Here is a 16,662-nt window from a genome sequence, read left to right as displayed (position 1 = left end):
TTTTAAGAGAATAATTAATTATTTGACTTTAGAAAATATAATTGAAATAAAATAAAAAAGTCTCCTAAAATTTAGAAGACTTTTTGCGATCCGGACGGGACTCGAACCCGCGACCTCCGCCGTGACAGGGCGGCATTCTAACCAGCTGAACTACCGGATCAATTTTGTTTTAAAAGTAAATTGAGAAAACTTCTGCGATCCGGACGGGACTCGAACCCGCGACCTCCGCCGTGACAGGGCGGCATTCTAACCAGCTGAACTACCGGATCAAATTTTGTTTTAAAAGTAAATTGAAAAACTTTTGCGATCCGGACGGGACTCGAACCCGCGACCTCCGCCGTGACAGGGCGGCATTCTAACCAGCTGAACTACCGGATCATGTTTTTGTTTCTTAAAGAACTTCGTTTCTTTTTTGTGATGGCAAAAGTACAACTTTTTTCGTTACCTGCAAATTTATTTCAAAAAAAATGCCTCCCGAAAACGGAAGGCGTTCATTATCAAATTTATTATTTTTACAAGTGTGCGCTCAATTTCTCAGCGATCACCTCTTTTGGAGCAACACCCACTAATTTATCAACCACTTCTCCGTTCTTAAAAATAAGAACTGTAGGAATATTTCTGATCCCGTATTGCATAGAAATATCCTGGTTGTTATCTACGTCTACTTTCCCAACTATTGCTTTTCCTTCGAAATCGCTTGCTACTTCTTCGATGATTGGTCCCAACGTTCTGCAAGGTCCGCACCATACTGCCCAAAAGTCTACTAATACCGGCTTATCTGATTTTAAAACCGTTTCCTGAAATGAGCTATCTGTAATTTCTAAAGCCATTTTTGTTTCTTTTATTTAAATTAATATTATTCTTTTATAATTTCCTTAATTGGATAATCAAAATTACGCTTTTTGAGTAATAAGACTATCTATGCTCAACATTTGTATTTTCTATAACGAAATCTTTAGAAATTTCTTTCAGAGCTGTTGCCAGTGCATCAATATCTTCTTTAGTGGTTAAATGGCTGAAAGAAATACGAAGAGGCGTGCAATGATCCATTTCATCTTCAGATAAAACCATCATCATCACCATAGAAGGTTTTGAGGCTCCGGAAGAACACGCACTTCCCTGAGAGATTGCGATTCCTTTCATATCTAACTGAAGCCCGATAAGAGGGTTTTTATACGGTAATAAAGCGCTTAAAACGGTATAAAGACTGTTTTCCTTCTCAGAACTTCTTCCGTTGAATTTTATACCCGGAATTTCCGCTGTAAGCCTTTCTACGGCGTAGCTTTTAATTTCCTGCATATGATGGGTATACGCTTCAAGATTTTTAAGAGAGATTTCCAGAGCTTTTCCTAATCCTACAATTCCTGCAACATTTTCTGTTCCCGCTCTTAAGCTTCTTTCCTGTGGTCCTCCCGTAATAATCCCCTTCAAACCGCTTGATTTTCTGATGAACGCAAATCCAACGCCTTTCGGTCCGTGAAATTTATGGGCACTGCAAGAAGCAAAATCTACCTGAATATCGAAAAAATCCAGATTCATATGAGCCATTGTCTGTACGGTATCTGAATGGAAAAGTGCATTATTTGCCTTGCAGAGTTCCGCTACTTTTTTAATATCGATAAGATTTCCGATTTCGTTGTTGGCATGCATTAAACTTACCAGTGTTTTCTTGTCGGAAGTCTTTAAAAGTTCTTCCAGTTTATGAAGATCAATATCACCCTTTTCATTCGGACGGATGTAGTTTACCTCTACTCCTTTTCTGCTCTTCATATCCAGAATACTCTCAGAAACACATTTGTGCTCAAGAGGTGAGCTGATGATTCTTTCTATTCCAAGATGCTCGACAGCCGATTTGATGATCATATTGTTCGATTCTGTACCGCAAGAGGTGAAAATAATTTCAGCGGGCGTTACATGAAGATAGTCTGCAACCTGCCTTCTTACGTTTTCGATAAGAATTTTCGCTTCCTGCCCAAAACTGTGTGTAGAGGATGGATTTCCGAAATTCATTTTCATGGTATCAACCATTGCATCGATAACTTCTTCCGAAAGTGGAGTTGTTGCAGCGTTATCAAGGTATACTTTATTCATTTTTACTTTGAAAATATTAGTTTCTGTGGAATATGTACAATCTGTAAAACCTACAAAATCAGTAGAGTTTATCGTTTTAAAAGACTCTGCTTCATCTGTATATTTTACCGCCCAAAATTAGTGAAAAAATTGGTAATGTCCTTCATTCGCCCACTTCAACATCGGCTTATCTCCGGAAGTATCTCCAAAAGCGATAATTTTATCGTATTTATGATTGCTGATTTCCTGCTGAATTCTTACCAGTTTTTCGTTTCCGTTGCAGTTTTTTCCTACAAAGTTTCCTGTAAAAACTCCGTTTCTGAACTCGGCTTTAGTGGAAATAAGCTGCATTTTAAAAGCTTCGGCAAATGGTTTTGTCCAGATGTCTAATGATGCGGTAACCAATAGACTCTGCGTATTATTACGATCCATATTTTGAATAAAATCCAAGGCATTTTCCCTTACGATTTTAGGATAATAATGCTCAAAAAACTGTCTGGATTTTTTTTCTATTTTTTCCTGAGTCTGCCCTTTCAGAATGGAACCGATAAAGCTTTTTTTCACTTTTTCCGTATCGGCAAGTTTCAGTTTTAAAAGAACAAAAAGCGGAACATGCTTCAAAAACTGCAGACGAAATCTTGTAGGATCATAGAATTTCAGATACATAAACATGGTATCTTTGTAAGTAAGCGTTCCGTCGAAATCGAAGCAGTACAGTTTTTTCATCGCTTTAAGTCAATTTTAGAATATTTATCTTGTAACGTAAAGATCGAAAGTATATTTTAAATAAAATAATTTTAAAGCTTTAATTTTTTAAAAATAAATTCAGGAATATTTCTGATGATCATCATGATAATTCCCCAGATCGGCAAAACATAGGCTACGTTTTTTTGCTTTTTATAGGCTTTAAAAATGCAGTCTGCTGCCTGTTTCGGGGTTGCCGTAAGTTTTGGATTCAAAGGCAGACCTTCAGTCATTTTTGTTGCCATAAATCCGGGCTTCACCGTCATTACGTGAACTTTTTTATCGAAAAGATAGTTTCTTAAACCGCTTAAATAAGCTGTGAAAGCCGCTTTTGCACTTCCGTAAATAAAATTGCTCTGTCTTCCGCGATCTCCGGCAACAGAAGAAAGACCGATGATTGTTCCGGATCTTCTGCTTTCAAATTTCTGCGCAAAATAATTCATCACAGGAACCAGTTTAGCGTAATTGATATCAATAATCCGTTGTGTATTTTTGTTGTCATACAATCCTTCTTCTGTTCCCTCCCCTAAATATCCGGTTGCACAGAACAGCAAATTTGAATTAACATAATCAAACTGATTGTAATCTATCCCTTTCAGGAGATCGAGCTCTATCACTTCGGACTGCTGAAGAAATTTCACATCAATATGCCTTGCAAATCTTTCGGTCGTTTCTTTACTGGAGGTAAAAAGATAGATTTTTTCAAATTTCTCTCCTTCCTGCAATGCTTTTTCTACAAAAGCCTGTGCTACTTCCGATGTACTTCCTAAAACGATCATGTCTGCTAAATATTATTTAAAATTCTTTTATGCTGCAGAGATACAAATTTTGAGCTCTGTACATTTTTCAGATAGTTGGTGAGCGAAGATCTGCTCATGCTGTCTTTGGTAAGATAAATTTTACCGTTGTACTGCTCTACAATATCATCCAGTTGATCAATCAGTTTTTTCAGTTTGGAATTGACTTTGAAGTCCAATGCCAGAGAATATCCTTCAAACGGGAATGAATTGTAAGCTTCCGGATTTTCTTTTCCGTACAACTTTAAAACAGCTAAAAAAGAACCGTTTCCGCTGTTGGCAATGGTTTCCAGAATTTTTTTCATTCCTTCTTTTCCGGATTCTTTGGGGATCATCATCTGATACTGGATGAAGCCGGATTTTCCGTAAATCTTGTTCCAGTCGTGAACAAAATCCAAAGGATAAAAGAAAGTTTCATAATCAATAAAATTTTTAACTTCCTTTTTGGACTGTTTTTTATAATAGAGATAATTGAAAATCTTTACCGTTAAAGCATTTAGAACAAATCCCGGAAAATAAAAAGGAACGGTGGGTTCAAATTTCTTCTTTAGACGTAAAGGTTTTTCTTTGAATTTCTGAGGGAGTTCATGCTGAAAAGCGTGTTCTCCTCTCATCAGGATACTTCTTCCGATATTTTTACCTTTCTGAAGACAGTCGATCCATGCTACAGTATAAGTCCAGCTTTCGCTTTCCTCAAACAAGTTAAAGATTTCATCCAGATTTTCTGCTTTAATACTTTCCTGACGGATGTATGCGGATTCAATATTTTTAAGCTTGAATTTCGCCGTTAAAATAATCCCGGTTAATCCCATTCCGCCAATAGTTGCCCAGAATTTATCTGAATTTTCTTCTCTTGAACAGTTGATGATGTCTCCGTTTTCGATCATCAGTTTAAATTCAATCACATATTCGGAAAAACATCCTTCAGCATGATGATTTTTACCATGAACATCGGAAGCAATGGCGCCTCCTACAGAAACAAACTTCGTTCCCGGCGTTACATATAAAAAATATCCCTGCGGAACTGCAATTTCCAGCACATCGGAAAGCAGAACCCCTGATTCGCATTCAATAATTCCGTTCAGACGGTCGAAACTGATGAATTTATTTAATTTTTTGGTTGAAAATATATGTTCGCCTAATGAAGAATCTCCATAACATCTTCCGTTCCCTCTTGCAATCATTTCATTATGATTCAGAACAAATTCTTTTATTTTTCTGAAGCTGTCATCAGACCTCATTTCTTTTTCCACTATGGGAAAATTACCCCAATTGGTCACTTTTTGTATAAAATTCGGCTTCATTTTTTAAAATAGATTTGAATTAAAAATGCAGCAACCCACAACACTAAGGTGATCTGAATGTATCTGTCTCTGTAAACAATTTTCGTGGGAGATTCGGTTCTGTTGTATACCAAAGTCTGCTGTAAATATCTTAAGAAGGCAAAAACAACAAAAATTACGGTGTAAAATACTCTTGAATGAAATCTTGCCTGAACTTCAGGAGACAAGGTAAACATTAGATAGCATACAATTGCCAGAGTAACGGAAATGGATAGTGCAATATCTGCAAACTGTACATTGTAGCCGTCTAATGCTCTTCGCGTTTTTCCGGAAACCTGCGCATTGATGAGTTCTCCACGTCTTTTTCCTATGGCTAAAACCAGTGCAAGCACAAAAGTAAGTAAAATAGCCCATTGTGAAATGCTTATTCCCGTAATGTAACCTCCTGATAAAACTCTTAATACAAATCCTACCGCAATGATGGAAATATCAATAATCGGAACGTGTTTCAGTTTAAAAGTATAAGCAAGATTCATCACAAAATAAAATCCTACAATGGTTGCAAATTTCCACAAACTTTCCTGAAAATACATTTGGGCAAAGAAAACCAGTGCGATGTCCAGAATAATAAGTCCTGTAAAAATTCCTACTGCCTGAGATTTTGAAATGGCTCCGCTCGCCAAAGGTCTTCTCCTTTTTTCGGGATGTTTCTTATCTGCTTCAATATCGTTGTAATCGTTTAAAATATAAACGACACTTGCTGCCAAAGAAAAAATGATAAAAGCAAAGATGCTTTTTGCGAGTAAATCGAGGTTTTTTATATTACCCGAGAAAAAAAGAGGAACAAAAACAAACAGGTTCTTCACCCATTGCTCAACACGGAGCAGCTTTAAATATTTCTTCATTTATGTTGTTTCAAATGCAAAAATAGTAATTTAAAAAAATATCACCATAAAAATACAAAAATAACCGCTATTGCGGTTATTCACGAAAATATTTATATGTTAAATAATTATTGACCGTTCTGTGCGTCGTTAATCATTTTTTCATTGGCAGTAATGGCGAATTCTACTCTTCTGTTTTTAGCTCTTCCTTCTTCTGTATCGTTTGTTGCAACCGGCATACTTTCTCCTTCACCTAAAGCAAATAATCTGTTTGAAGCAATTCCTTTACCTGCTAAATACGCTTTTACAGAGTTTGCTCTTCTTTCGGAAAGGCTCATGTTGTAAGAATCTGAACCTTTACTGTCTGTATGTCCGTAGATATTAATATTGGTATCCGGATTGTTCGTTAAAACCTGAGCCAGTTTATCTAAGTTTGTTTTAGCAGTACTTGTTAAAGCTGAAGAATCGAAATCGAAATTCACGATGCTTTCATTCAACGTAATTTTGATACCGTCTCCTACTCTTTCTACCTGAGCTCCCGGTAAAGTTTCTTTAATTTCTCTTGCCTGCTTGTCCATTTTAGAACCGATAACATTACCGGCAACACCACCGATAATACCTCCTAAAACAGCTCCTAAAGCTGCATTTTTACCTTTTCCTACGTTATTTCCTAAAATACCACCAAGTACGGCTCCGGAAGCAACACCTACTGCTGTTCCTCTCTGCTGATGGTTAGAGTTTTGTACAGCCTCACAACTTGTAAGCAGTAATGCTGATGATAAAAATAACGCTCCGATATATGTTTTTGTAAATTTCATCTTTTTATATTTTTAATATTAAATTATTTCATCCCTGTTCTTTCGAAGTTGTAAACAACTCTTACATTTTCTCCGTCGAAAGGAATATTCTGTTCCAATGAGAATTGGTCTGTATTCTGGTTAATCAGCGTTAAAGTATATCCTGCTGTATTTTGCTTCGCTTTTGTTCCGTCAGCAATTTTTTTGAAATTGAAAGTGTTTCCGCTTACTACATCAATTTTAATAGGCTGTGTAAATCCTGCTCCGCAAGTTCCACCTCCGTTTAATGTATATGCTCCGGTCCAGTTATTAGGAATCAATCTCCAGTGGCTTCCTACGAAACACTGTGCATCTACCCCATCATCGAATGGTTTTACTTTAAAATTTTTATCATAATTTACACTGACGATCTGCCAGTCTCCCTTCATTTTCAAAAATTCTGATCTTTGGGTTTGGGCTGTTTTAGCGTTATTCACCGCGGAACAAGACACTGCAAAAAGCGCTGTTCCCAACATCCCTGCAAGTAGTAACTTTTTCATTTTGTTGTTTATTATTTTGTTACAATAAAGTTACAAAAAACCGTGCCAAAATTAAATATTACCAATAAAAAAAGTCCGAAAATTTCGGACTTTGTATGTTTCTTTCTTAAATACAGGAAGATATACTATTTTTTAACAGTCTTTTTTACGGATTTTTCAGCCTTCTTTGAAGAGCCTGCTTTTCCGTTGTAAAAATTTGTATATGCATATTCCGCTGCCTTTTTAAGATCAATTACGCCTCCTGCTTCAGAGAAATCCCCAAATTGGTTTGCGGTACTTGCGTTGCTGGATTTTACTAAAGATTCTATGATCTGTGCCGGAGTTAAATTAGGCATATACGCTAATAAAACTGCTGCAGCTCCTGCTACAACCGGAGAAGCCATGGAAGTTCCCTGTAAATATTTATACTCGTTGTGAGGAACGGTAGAATAAATTTCTTCACCCGGAGCAAAAACATTTACCATTTTCTTATTGAAGTTGGAGAAACTCGCTCTTAAAGCATCATTTTTATTGGTACTTGCTCCTACAACCAAAACGTTGTTTACAAATGGTTTTTCATCTGTTACATTTTTAAAATTGGTAGGATAAGCTAAATGTTCTGCCACATCTTCGTTTTCGTTTCCTGCAGCTTTTACCAGAAGAACTCCTTTATCCTGAGCATATTTAAATGCATCCCAAACAACATTTTTACCCGGAGAAACAGGTTTTCCGAAACTCATGTTTAAAACTTTCGCACCATTATCAACAGCGTATCTTATTGCATTGGCAACGTCTTTGTCTCTTTCATCACCATTCGGAACGGTTCTTACAGACATGATTTTTGCTACTTTTGAAGCGACACCATACTGTATTTCTTTTCCGTTCGGAAGACCAGCGATGATTCCCGCTACGTGAGTTCCGTGTTCTGCATCCGGACCTTCGTAATGATTGTTTCCGTAGTTTTTCTCAGAATAGTCGTCATAATTATCTCCTACGATTTCTTTTCTCGGATCATAATCCAGATTGTACTGTTTTTCCTGAGGACCAAAATAATCTAAAGCTTCTTTAATCTGGCCGCTCATTGCTTTTTCGAATTCAGCAGCCGATTTTCCTTTAAATTCAGGACTTTGAGCAACCTGTGTTAAAACCTGTACAGCCATTGCTTCTCTCTGATCTGCCGGTTTTATAGCGGCAACATTTTCAGGAGTAAGAGGTTTTCCGTTCAGTAGTTTTACCATTACGGGAATTGCCTCATTAATCATGGAATAGGTTTTGAACCCCTGTTTTGCCTCCACACTTTTCTTGGTGAAAAGATCTTTGGCTTTCATATACATAGCAAATTCTTCAGGCATTTTAGCTTGATTTGCTTTATTTTTTGTAGAATCGTCTCCTTCAAAAACAGGCTTATATTTAGCAACAACTCTGGTTACCTCCATGTTATCGATATCAATATCTCCGTTTTTTCCACCGATGAAATTCCATCCGTGAATATCGTCGACATATCCGTTTCCATCATCATCTTTTCCGTTGTTCGGCACTTCATTAGGATTTGTCCAGATGTTTTTTACCAATCCGGGATGATCTACCTGAACTCCGCTATCCAAAACTCCCACCAAAACTGTTTTAGGTTTAAGACCTTTAGATTCTAAAAACTTATAGGCATTTTCTGTATTTACACCATAAACTTTCGTTGTAGCGAAATCTTTATGATACCATGTCATAAGATCTTTATCCTGCATCGGATCTGTCCCCGCTTTCACTTCCTGTGCGTTGGAGAAACCGAATCCCACTAAAAAAACAGCTGCTAATAATACCTTTTTCATTTTACTATGAATATTTAATATTTTTAATATAAGTCAAAGATTCCGGTCCTTTGTTACAAATTAAGTCCAAAACTGATAAATCTTTCAAAAAACCACGTTTATCAGAGAACGTTTGATAATATTCGTCCATTTCGTATTCTGAAGGTAATTTGGCTGAAAATTGATCTCTGAAATTAATTTCTTCCGGAAATTTGATATATTCTTCATTCAAAGAGTGTGCCTTTTCTGTTTTAAGGATCTGCTGAATAATTTCCACTGTTTTCAGATTAAAATCCAACAGATATTTTTCTTTCAGATCATAAATTTTTCTGAATTTATCTTCATAAAATTCAAAATAAGGCGAACTCTGATATGCCGTTTTAATGGATTTCCAATGAAGATTTCTCCAGTCTTCACGGTGAGAAATTTCAATATCCTTAAATTCTCTGCATCCGTTATGAGCAATAGGAATGATTAATGATAATTTTCCGTTTGCTCCAAAAATGTTGGCTCTGTTTCTGTAGGTTTGTTTGGGAAAACTTTCAAACTGTTCAAATATAATTTCATTTTCAGGATCTAAAAAAACTGAAAACCAAGAAATTGGCGGCAGATAAAACGCCGGTAATAATACATTCTTCATATTCATAATGCAAAAATGAAGTATTTTTTCAAATACTTCATTCTATTTATAATTTATTTTAATTTTTAGGATAAAAGACTCTTCCTGTTATTTCTTTTTCATCGATAAATCCTATATATCTTGAATCTAAACTCGCATTTCGATTGTCTCCAAGAAAAAACACTTTTCCCTGCGGAACAGTTACGGGACCAAAATTATCCGCATTCCAGCTGTGATGGTATATATTCACAATTTCCTGATCTGAATTAGGATTGATAAATCTTTCGTAAAAAAAGTTATCATTCAGTTCATCTTTACTTAATTGGGTTATAAAATAGTCTGAATCCAAAGGATAGAATTCATTTTCTGAAGCTCCTTTTAACATTAAATCATTTAAGTAAGCTCTGTCTATTTTATAAGAATGTTTAAGTTTTAATGCTGAATCTGAAAATTTATTATTGACAAACAGTTCTCCATTTTTAATTTGTATACGATCTCCTGCAACACCAACCAGCCGATGAACATATGCACCTTTACCAAATTCATTTTCATTTTGATTGTAAACTAATAGCTTAAATTTTTCATATGGAAGAATGTTTGTAATGAATACAAAGGAATTTTTCTTAATATTTGGCTCCCCTCCAGCTTGTGGTACATAAGCATATTGCAAAACCCCGGAGAGTTTTGCAATAATTAAAAGTGTTACAATAAAGCTTCCGGTAAGGAGAACTTTATTAAATATTTTATGCTTAAACATTAATAAAAATTAATCGTCTTCCGTTTTTTTCTTTCTGAATAATTTCACGAAATATTCCCAACCGAAGAACAGAATAAGAATCATCGCTGCAATCCACCAGTACGAAGTTTTGTTTGCCTCCCCTGTGTTTGTTGCTTTAAACATTCTGTCCCAACGGATTCTCCAACCGTTTGCCTGATAAGAAGAACTCGAATCTTTGAAAGCCCCTTCAACACTCATCCATGTAAACATTGGCTTTCCAACGATATTTTCTTCAGGAACGAAACCAAAGAATCTTGCATCCAAAGAAGCATCTCTGTTATCTCCCACCATCATATAATAATCCTGCTGAATGGTATACTGATTGGTTTCTTTTCCATTGATGAAAATTTTACCGTTTTTATTTTCCAGTTTATTGTGTTCATACTGAGAAATAATCCACTGATATTCCGGCAATGTTTCCTGATTGATGGTAACCACATCTCCTTTTTTAGGAATCTTTAAAGGTCCATACCAATCCTGATTCCAAGGTTTATTGATTGGGAAAATAGATTGGGTGGTATCAATACTTTTGGTATATGCTGTTTTATCAGCATTTAATTTATAAGAAATCGTAGCAGAATCTTTAGGATAGATATTTTCTTCCATACTGATAACGTTGGGCAAAGCTTTAATCTCTTTAGCTGTTTTATCAGTAAGTCCCTGAAACATATATACAAATCCACCGCTTTTTTCGTTCTGAATTTCTCTTACAGGAAGGAATCCGTAAGTATTATAAAGCCCCGGAATATCTAACTGTGTTCCTGTGCTTACTGTATATGCATGCTGAACTTCCTGATCTCCTAAAAATGTTTCAGCTTTTCCGTTAACGAAAAGTCTTCCGGCTCTCATTTCGAAAGTATCTCCCGCAACAGCAACACATCTTTTTACGTAAGGATCTTTTCTGTCGATCGCGGTATGCACAGAATCCTGTGGATAATTGAAAACAACGATATCTTTTTTCTGAGGTTTATTGAACTGAAAAATTCTTTCATAAGGTAATTTTACAGCATCTACATAAGATTTAGGATCATCTTTCGGGTTTCCTTTTTCTCCTGTATCCATGATGGTTCCCTGAAGGAAAGGAATTGCAAGGGGACGCATCGGAAGTCTGTATCCGTAGCTCCATTTGTTAACGAAAAGGAAATCACCTACCAATAAAGTTCTTTCCATAGATCCTGTCGGAATTCCGAAAGGCTGCGTTACAAAAACGTGAATTATTGTTGCGAAAACTACGGCAAACGTCACAGATCCTACAAATGAATCTTTCTTTTTTGCGTTTTTTTCTTCGTCGGTAAGGAATATTGCATTTTCGTCTTCCAATTCAACATCTTTTCCATAATTTACCGTTGCCATATAGATAAACGGAAGAAGTACGGTAAGAAGCTGATCCTTAAAGAGCGTTTTCCCGAATTTTTTCATTAAATACAAATGAAAAACAGACATCATAATAGGTCCCACGATTGGCAGATACGATAAAATTGCCCACCATTTCGGATGTTTTGTCTCTTTTAAAATAATGAAATAGTTGTAAAAAGGAATAAACGCGAAAAGCGGACTATATCCTAATTTTTTGAACAGTTTCCATGTGGAAATTCCCATCAATACAGATAAAATGAGAACATAAACTGCGTACGTTAAAAAATAATTCATAAATTTTTGTGCCTAATCTATAATATAATTGATGAATGATGTCTGATAAATGATCACAAGTTCACTATTAACACTTCACCATTCACTCTTATTAGTTTGCAATGTAAGAATTTTGTTACAATATTAAAGTCCCAAAACGTCCTTCATCGTGAAATTTCCTTTTTTATCTTTAATCCATTCTGCCGCAACTACTGCACCCAGTGCAAAACCACTTCTGTTGAACGCGGTATGTTTGATTTCTATTTCGTCCACTTCGCTTCTGTAAAAAACACTGTGCGTTCCCGGAACCTCATCTTCACGGATGGCAAAAATCCCCAGTTGATTCCCCTGCGTTTCTTCCAGTTTCCAGGAATTGAATTTCGGATTGTTTTTAAAAATTCCTTCGGCGATGGAAATTGCCGTTCCGCTTGGAGCATCCAATTTGTGAATGTGATGAATTTCTTCCAACTGACAAGAATATTCGTCCACATTTTTCATTAAATCTGCCAGTTTTTCGTTTAAGGCAAAGAATAAATTAACACCAAGACTAAAGTTTGAACCATATAAAAAAGCGGTTTCTTTTTCTACAGCCAGTTTTTCAATTTCGGATTTTTTTTCCAGCCAACCCGTTGTTCCGCAGATCACAGGAATTTTGTTTTCCAGACAGGCTTTGATGTTTTTGTAAGCAACTTCGGGTAAAGAAAATTCAATTACGACATCGGGATTATTCAGATTTTCAGCAGTTGGAGTTTCTTTTAACCTGGCAACGATTTCATGTCCTCTTTTAGTGGCAATTTCATCAATGATTTTGCCCATTTTACCGTATCCAACTAATGCTATTTTCATGTACTTCTTTATTTAATTTTATAATCTAACGCAATGCCCGCAAAGATTTCTTTAAAATTCTCCTGCATATTTTTCGTTCGCAAAGGCTTTTGACTTCGTCGAATCTTCGATTTCACTTAACCAAGTCAGTAATAAATTTGTTTAACAGAATTAATATTAATTATTTTAAAATCTGTAACTTAAACTTAAGCCGGTTTTAGGAGGTGCAATTCCGTACTGATCCTGAATCATTGCCGGATTCAGCGTAAGATCCGGATCGTGTCTTGCTTCGTATAAATGTGCATCTACTACCGCATCTACGATGTTCAGAATGTAAATTAATCCTGTAATTGCAATGGCGTAATCTCTCTGTCTCTTGGATCTGTCCTGTGCATTTCCGAGAGCCACCTTGTCGAGCCATGGATGGGTATCTACAAATTCATTCGGTGTTCCGTTGAGCTTGGCGATGTAATATTCGCGGTATTTTCTGTACTGGTTGTCATTCCATACCGCAATTCCTACTCCCGCTCCTACTGCTCCTAAAACAATGGGAACCTTCCAGTATTTTTTATTATACACCTGTCCCAATCCCGGAAGCACAGCAGAATACAATCCTGCTTTTGTAGGATTCAGTTTCAGTGTTTTTTTGGTAGGTCCGTTTGCTTTTTCCAGATCTGCAACAACCTTCGCTTCTGTTTTGGTGTTGTTTTTTTCCACGGCTACGCTGTCTTTCGGACGGTAGTCTACCCGAATGGTATCGTTAGGATTTACCTGTGAATACGCAACTGCAAACAGACACAGAAAAAATGTGAAAAGTATTTTCTTCATTTATTTAATATGGGATAAAATATATTCCAGCTCATCTTCATTTTTGAAGTCCAGAACAATTTTACCTTTTTTACCGTTTGGAGAGGCTTTGATTTCAACTTTTACATCTAAAATATCTGCAATCGTTTTCTGCGCTCTTTTATAATTATTGGAAAGCTCGGCTTTTACTTTTTTTGCTGCCGGAGATTTCGGGTTTTTAATGGCTGTAGCTGCCTGTTCAGCCTGACGAACGTTCAGTTTTTCTTTAATGATGAGATCAAACAAAATCTGCTGATGTTCTTCGCTTTCAAGGCTGATGATGGCTCTTCCGTGTCCCGCAGAAATTTCTCCGCTTCGGATCGCATTCTGAATATCCGGATGTAATCTCAGTAATCTGATGGAATTTGTAATGGTACTTCTGTCTTTCCCAACTCTGTGGCTGAGATTTTCCTGAGTAAGACCGATCTCTTCCATCAATCTCTGATATGTTAATGCAATTTCTATCGCATCAAGATCTTCTCTCTGGATATTTTCAACAAGTGCCATTTCAAGCAATTCCTGATCATTTACCAGACGGATGTATGCCGGAATAGACTCTAAACCTGCAATTTTACTTGCGCGGTAACGTCTTTCCCCGGAAATAATTTCAAACTTTTCGCCGTCTTTTCTTAAAGTAATCGGCTGAATAACGCCTAAATTTTTAATTGACTGTGCGAGTTCGTTCAAGGCTTTTTCGTCAAAATAAGTTCTTGGCTGAGACGCATTGGGATAAATATCTTCTAATGCAATTTCTACGATATTCCCTACAAACTTATCCGCTCCCTCATCGGTGGCAGAATTGATCGTTGCTTTGGATTCGGCACTAAGAATTGCGCCCAAACCACGCCCCATCGCTCTTTTTTTATCCTTCATATTTTGTTTTTAGCGTTTAGCTTAGCTAGCTGCTTTTAATTCTTTACTAATTTCTCGTTTTTCAATAAAACTTCTTCTGCCAACTGAATGTACTGTATTGCTCCTTTGCTTTCCGCATCGTAATTCAGGATACTTTCTCCGAAGCTTGGCGCTTCGCTTAATCGTACGTTTCTGCTGATGATGGTTTCGAAAACCATTTCAGGGAAATGAGAGTTTACTTCTTCCACGACCTGATTGGATAGTCTCAAACGGCTGTCGTACATCGTAAGAAGCAGACCTTCGATATCAAGATCTTTATTATGGATTTTCTGAACGTTTTTAATGGTATTCAGTAATTTTCCAAGACCTTCCAATGCGAAATACTCACACTGAATCGGGATAATTACAGAATCTGCTGCTGTAAGTGCATTTACGGTAATAAGACCTAAACTCGGCGCACAATCGATAATAATATAATCATAATCGTCTCTTACGCTCTGTAAAGCTTTTTTAAGCATATACTCACGCTCTTCTTTGTCGACAAGTTCAATTTCCGCTGCCACCAAGTCGATGTGAGAAGGCACAATATCCAGATTCGGAGTTGCCGTCTGTTTTATGCATTTTGAAGTCTCCACGCTGTGCTCCAAAAGATTGTATGTAGAATATCTTACGTCTTCTACGCCCAAACCTGAAGTTGCATTCGCCTGAGGATCTGCATCGATGATTAATATTTTTTTCTCTAATACCCCTAATGCTGCGGCTAAATTAACAGCTGTTGTTGTTTTCCCAACTCCTCCTTTCTGATTAGCGATACCTATGATTTTTGCCATTGTTAGAACTTTAAGTTTCAAAAATACACATTTTTCCCTGCTCTCCATAAGCGGATAAAACGAAATTTGAGTTAAAATATTGTTAATAAGCAATTTAGCAATAAAAAAAAATTATCCACAAAAAAAATTCTTTGTGGATAACTGTTCAAGATTTGTTTTTTATGTCTTATTGATCAAATTTCATGGTGATCGGAAATTTGAAATAGCTTCTTACGGATTCACCCTGTTTGTTTTTTGCAGGTGTCCATTTTCCTTTAATCGATCTGATTGTTCTTACCGCCTCACTATTGAAATCCGCATCTGAACCCGCAGCTTTTATTCCAGAAATGGTACCGTCTTTTTCTACAATGAAAGTAATGGTGGTTTTCATTACATCACCAGAATCAAAGCCTGATCCGTCAAAATTACTCATTACTTTATTTCTGAACGAGTCTATTCCACCATCAAAATTTGCTTCTTTTCCCAAATCTACACTATTGAAAATCTTATTGGGATCCTCTTTAGGTACTACCGGTGGAGCCGTGGTAATTACAGGACCAGTTCCGATAGTTGGAGTTGTTGGTACATAAGTATTCGGTGGAGCAGTTTCTCCATCAGGATTATTTCTTGTTCCTGCAACAGCTCCTTCAATTTTCTCTACAACTTTTTCATTGGTTACATGAGAAGTAGGTGTCGGAACCGTATCATCGAATGTTTTTACAGGAGCAGATGGTGCTTTTGGAGGCAGAACTGCTACTGGAGGTGGTGTATCATCATATTCATGAATAAGAATTGGTGGAGGTAATTCATACCCTCCTTCGTCAGTCACTTCGGGATTCTTAAATGCATTAATCGCAAGCGGAGTTAAAGAAACGGCAGCCAATACACTGACTCCTATAAAAAATGCTTTTGTTAAGATTCTGTCTGATTCTCTTCTTAATACATAAGCTCCGTATTCTTTGTTACGGTGTTCGAAAAGGACTTCGTTAAAACGAAATTCCTGATTTTGATTTGTGTGTTTCATCACTAAAATATTTAAACTGTTAAAAAAATTTGATTATTAGTTTTTATGATCTTACCAATAAGCATTGATTCAATATCAAATTTTTTGCCAAATATTTGTTAAAATGATAACGTTTTTAAAATTTTCATGCCAAGTAAGAAATTTAACTATGTTGTAAATAATAAATTCCTGAGTTTAAATATTTTACGGAGAAAGTTAAAATTGCAGACCTGTATTTTAGCCCAGATTGAGCGGCATGTCTGAGCTCTTTTTGAGGTTTGGGCGGCGGCAAAGCCGCCGCCCAAACCTCAAAAAAGCGAGTAGCGAAAGCTGGAAAAAGCTCCTGAAAAGAGAATTAGTTGATAGTTGATGGTTGATGGTTGATGGTTGAAATTTACGGAATAAA

Annotated in this window: 17 protein-coding genes and 3 tRNA genes; all 20 read right to left on the bottom strand. The window is 36.4% G+C overall.

The genetic code is table 11. From position 1 onward, the window contains the following. Positions 1–86: 86 nt before the first annotated feature. The 20 genes from BW951_RS09685 to BW951_RS09590 all read right to left on the bottom strand — a co-directional run bounded on the left by BW951_RS09685 (position 87) and on the right by BW951_RS09590 (position 16,277). Positions 87–160: transfer RNA gene (locus tag BW951_RS09685), tRNA-Asp, on the bottom strand. Between the two features lie 35 nt (positions 161–195). After that, positions 196–269 (bottom strand) — tRNA-Asp (locus BW951_RS09680). A gap of 35 nt (positions 270–304) precedes the next feature. Continuing rightward, a tRNA-Asp gene (locus BW951_RS09675) sits at positions 305–378 on the bottom strand. A gap of 134 nt (positions 379–512) precedes the next feature. Continuing rightward, positions 513–830 (bottom strand): thioredoxin, encoded by a 318-nt coding sequence (gene trxA, locus BW951_RS09670; RefSeq protein WP_076392215.1) that lies wholly within the window; start codon positions 828–830, stop codon positions 513–515. A gap of 85 nt (positions 831–915) precedes the next feature. Beyond that, positions 916–2,091 carry a cysteine desulfurase family protein gene (locus BW951_RS09665; RefSeq protein ID WP_076392213.1) on the bottom strand — a complete coding sequence of 392 codons (1,176 nt, stop codon included), beginning with the start codon at positions 2,089–2,091 and terminating at the stop codon, positions 916–918. A 117-nt stretch (positions 2,092–2,208) separates the two neighbouring features. After that, positions 2,209–2,796, bottom strand: coding sequence for an HAD family hydrolase (locus BW951_RS09660; RefSeq protein WP_076392211.1), 588 nt, complete (start codon positions 2,794–2,796; stop codon positions 2,209–2,211). A 71-nt stretch (positions 2,797–2,867) separates the two neighbouring features. Continuing rightward, positions 2,868–3,593 (bottom strand): SDR family NAD(P)-dependent oxidoreductase, encoded by a 726-nt coding sequence (locus BW951_RS09655; RefSeq protein ID WP_076392209.1) that lies wholly within the window; start codon positions 3,591–3,593, stop codon positions 2,868–2,870. A gap of 5 nt (positions 3,594–3,598) precedes the next feature. Beyond that, positions 3,599–4,915 carry an FAD-binding oxidoreductase gene (locus BW951_RS09650; RefSeq protein WP_076392207.1) on the bottom strand — a complete coding sequence of 439 codons (1,317 nt, stop codon included), beginning with the start codon at positions 4,913–4,915 and terminating at the stop codon, positions 3,599–3,601. Then, the gene (locus tag BW951_RS09645; RefSeq protein ID WP_076392205.1) at positions 4,912–5,799 is read right to left on the bottom strand and encodes a decaprenyl-phosphate phosphoribosyltransferase; all 888 of its coding nucleotides are present in this window, start codon (positions 5,797–5,799) and stop codon (positions 4,912–4,914) included. Before BW951_RS09645 ends, BW951_RS09650 begins: the two co-directional genes overlap by 4 nt. Before the next feature lie 107 nt (positions 5,800–5,906). After that, on the bottom strand, positions 5,907–6,596 hold the full coding sequence (locus BW951_RS09640; protein ID WP_076392203.1) for a YiaD family glycine zipper/OmpA-like lipoprotein: 690 nt from the start codon (positions 6,594–6,596) through the stop codon (positions 5,907–5,909). Between the two features lie 23 nt (positions 6,597–6,619). Continuing rightward, positions 6,620–7,114, bottom strand: a complete 495-nt coding sequence (locus BW951_RS09635) for a lipocalin family protein (RefSeq protein WP_076392201.1) — start codon at positions 7,112–7,114, stop codon at positions 6,620–6,622. Positions 7,115–7,239: 125 nt separating this feature from the next. Next, complete coding sequence (locus BW951_RS09630) at positions 7,240–8,916, bottom strand: S8 family serine peptidase (RefSeq protein ID WP_076392199.1); 1,677 nt, start codon at positions 8,914–8,916, stop codon at positions 7,240–7,242. Positions 8,917–8,920: 4 nt separating this feature from the next. Next, positions 8,921–9,541: a WbqC family protein gene (locus BW951_RS09625; RefSeq protein WP_420866229.1), complete on the bottom strand. Its 621-nt coding sequence runs from the start codon at positions 9,539–9,541 to the stop codon at positions 8,921–8,923. Positions 9,542–9,593: 52 nt separating this feature from the next. Further along, positions 9,594–10,271, bottom strand: a complete 678-nt coding sequence (lepB, locus tag BW951_RS09620) for a signal peptidase I (protein ID WP_076392197.1) — start codon at positions 10,269–10,271, stop codon at positions 9,594–9,596. A gap of 9 nt (positions 10,272–10,280) precedes the next feature. Further along, a complete protein-coding gene (lepB, locus tag BW951_RS09615) occupies positions 10,281–11,942 on the bottom strand; it encodes a signal peptidase I (protein ID WP_076392195.1) in 1,662 nt (553 codons plus the stop codon). Between the two features lie 123 nt (positions 11,943–12,065). Further along, the gene (gene dapB / locus BW951_RS09610) at positions 12,066–12,767 is read right to left on the bottom strand and encodes a 4-hydroxy-tetrahydrodipicolinate reductase (protein ID WP_076392193.1); all 702 of its coding nucleotides are present in this window, start codon (positions 12,765–12,767) and stop codon (positions 12,066–12,068) included. A 165-nt stretch (positions 12,768–12,932) separates the two neighbouring features. After that, the gene (locus BW951_RS09605) at positions 12,933–13,574 is read right to left on the bottom strand and encodes a DUF5683 domain-containing protein (protein ID WP_076392191.1); all 642 of its coding nucleotides are present in this window, start codon (positions 13,572–13,574) and stop codon (positions 12,933–12,935) included. Next, positions 13,575–14,465 carry a ParB/RepB/Spo0J family partition protein gene (locus BW951_RS09600; RefSeq protein ID WP_076392189.1) on the bottom strand — a complete coding sequence of 297 codons (891 nt, stop codon included), beginning with the start codon at positions 14,463–14,465 and terminating at the stop codon, positions 13,575–13,577. Between the two features lie 35 nt (positions 14,466–14,500). Further along, the gene (locus BW951_RS09595) at positions 14,501–15,274 is read right to left on the bottom strand and encodes a ParA family protein (protein ID WP_076392187.1); all 774 of its coding nucleotides are present in this window, start codon (positions 15,272–15,274) and stop codon (positions 14,501–14,503) included. Between the two features lie 166 nt (positions 15,275–15,440). Further along, positions 15,441–16,277, bottom strand: a complete 837-nt coding sequence (locus tag BW951_RS09590; RefSeq protein ID WP_076392185.1) for an energy transducer TonB — start codon at positions 16,275–16,277, stop codon at positions 15,441–15,443. Positions 16,278–16,662: the final 385 nt, after the last annotated feature.

Origin of the sequence: Chryseobacterium gambrini (assembly GCF_900156825.1) — a bacterium.
Lineage (GTDB): Bacteria > Bacteroidota > Bacteroidia > Flavobacteriales > Weeksellaceae > Chryseobacterium > Chryseobacterium gambrini.
Note: the sequence above shows the minus strand (reverse complement) of the source record. Positions and strands in the feature narration are given on the sequence as shown.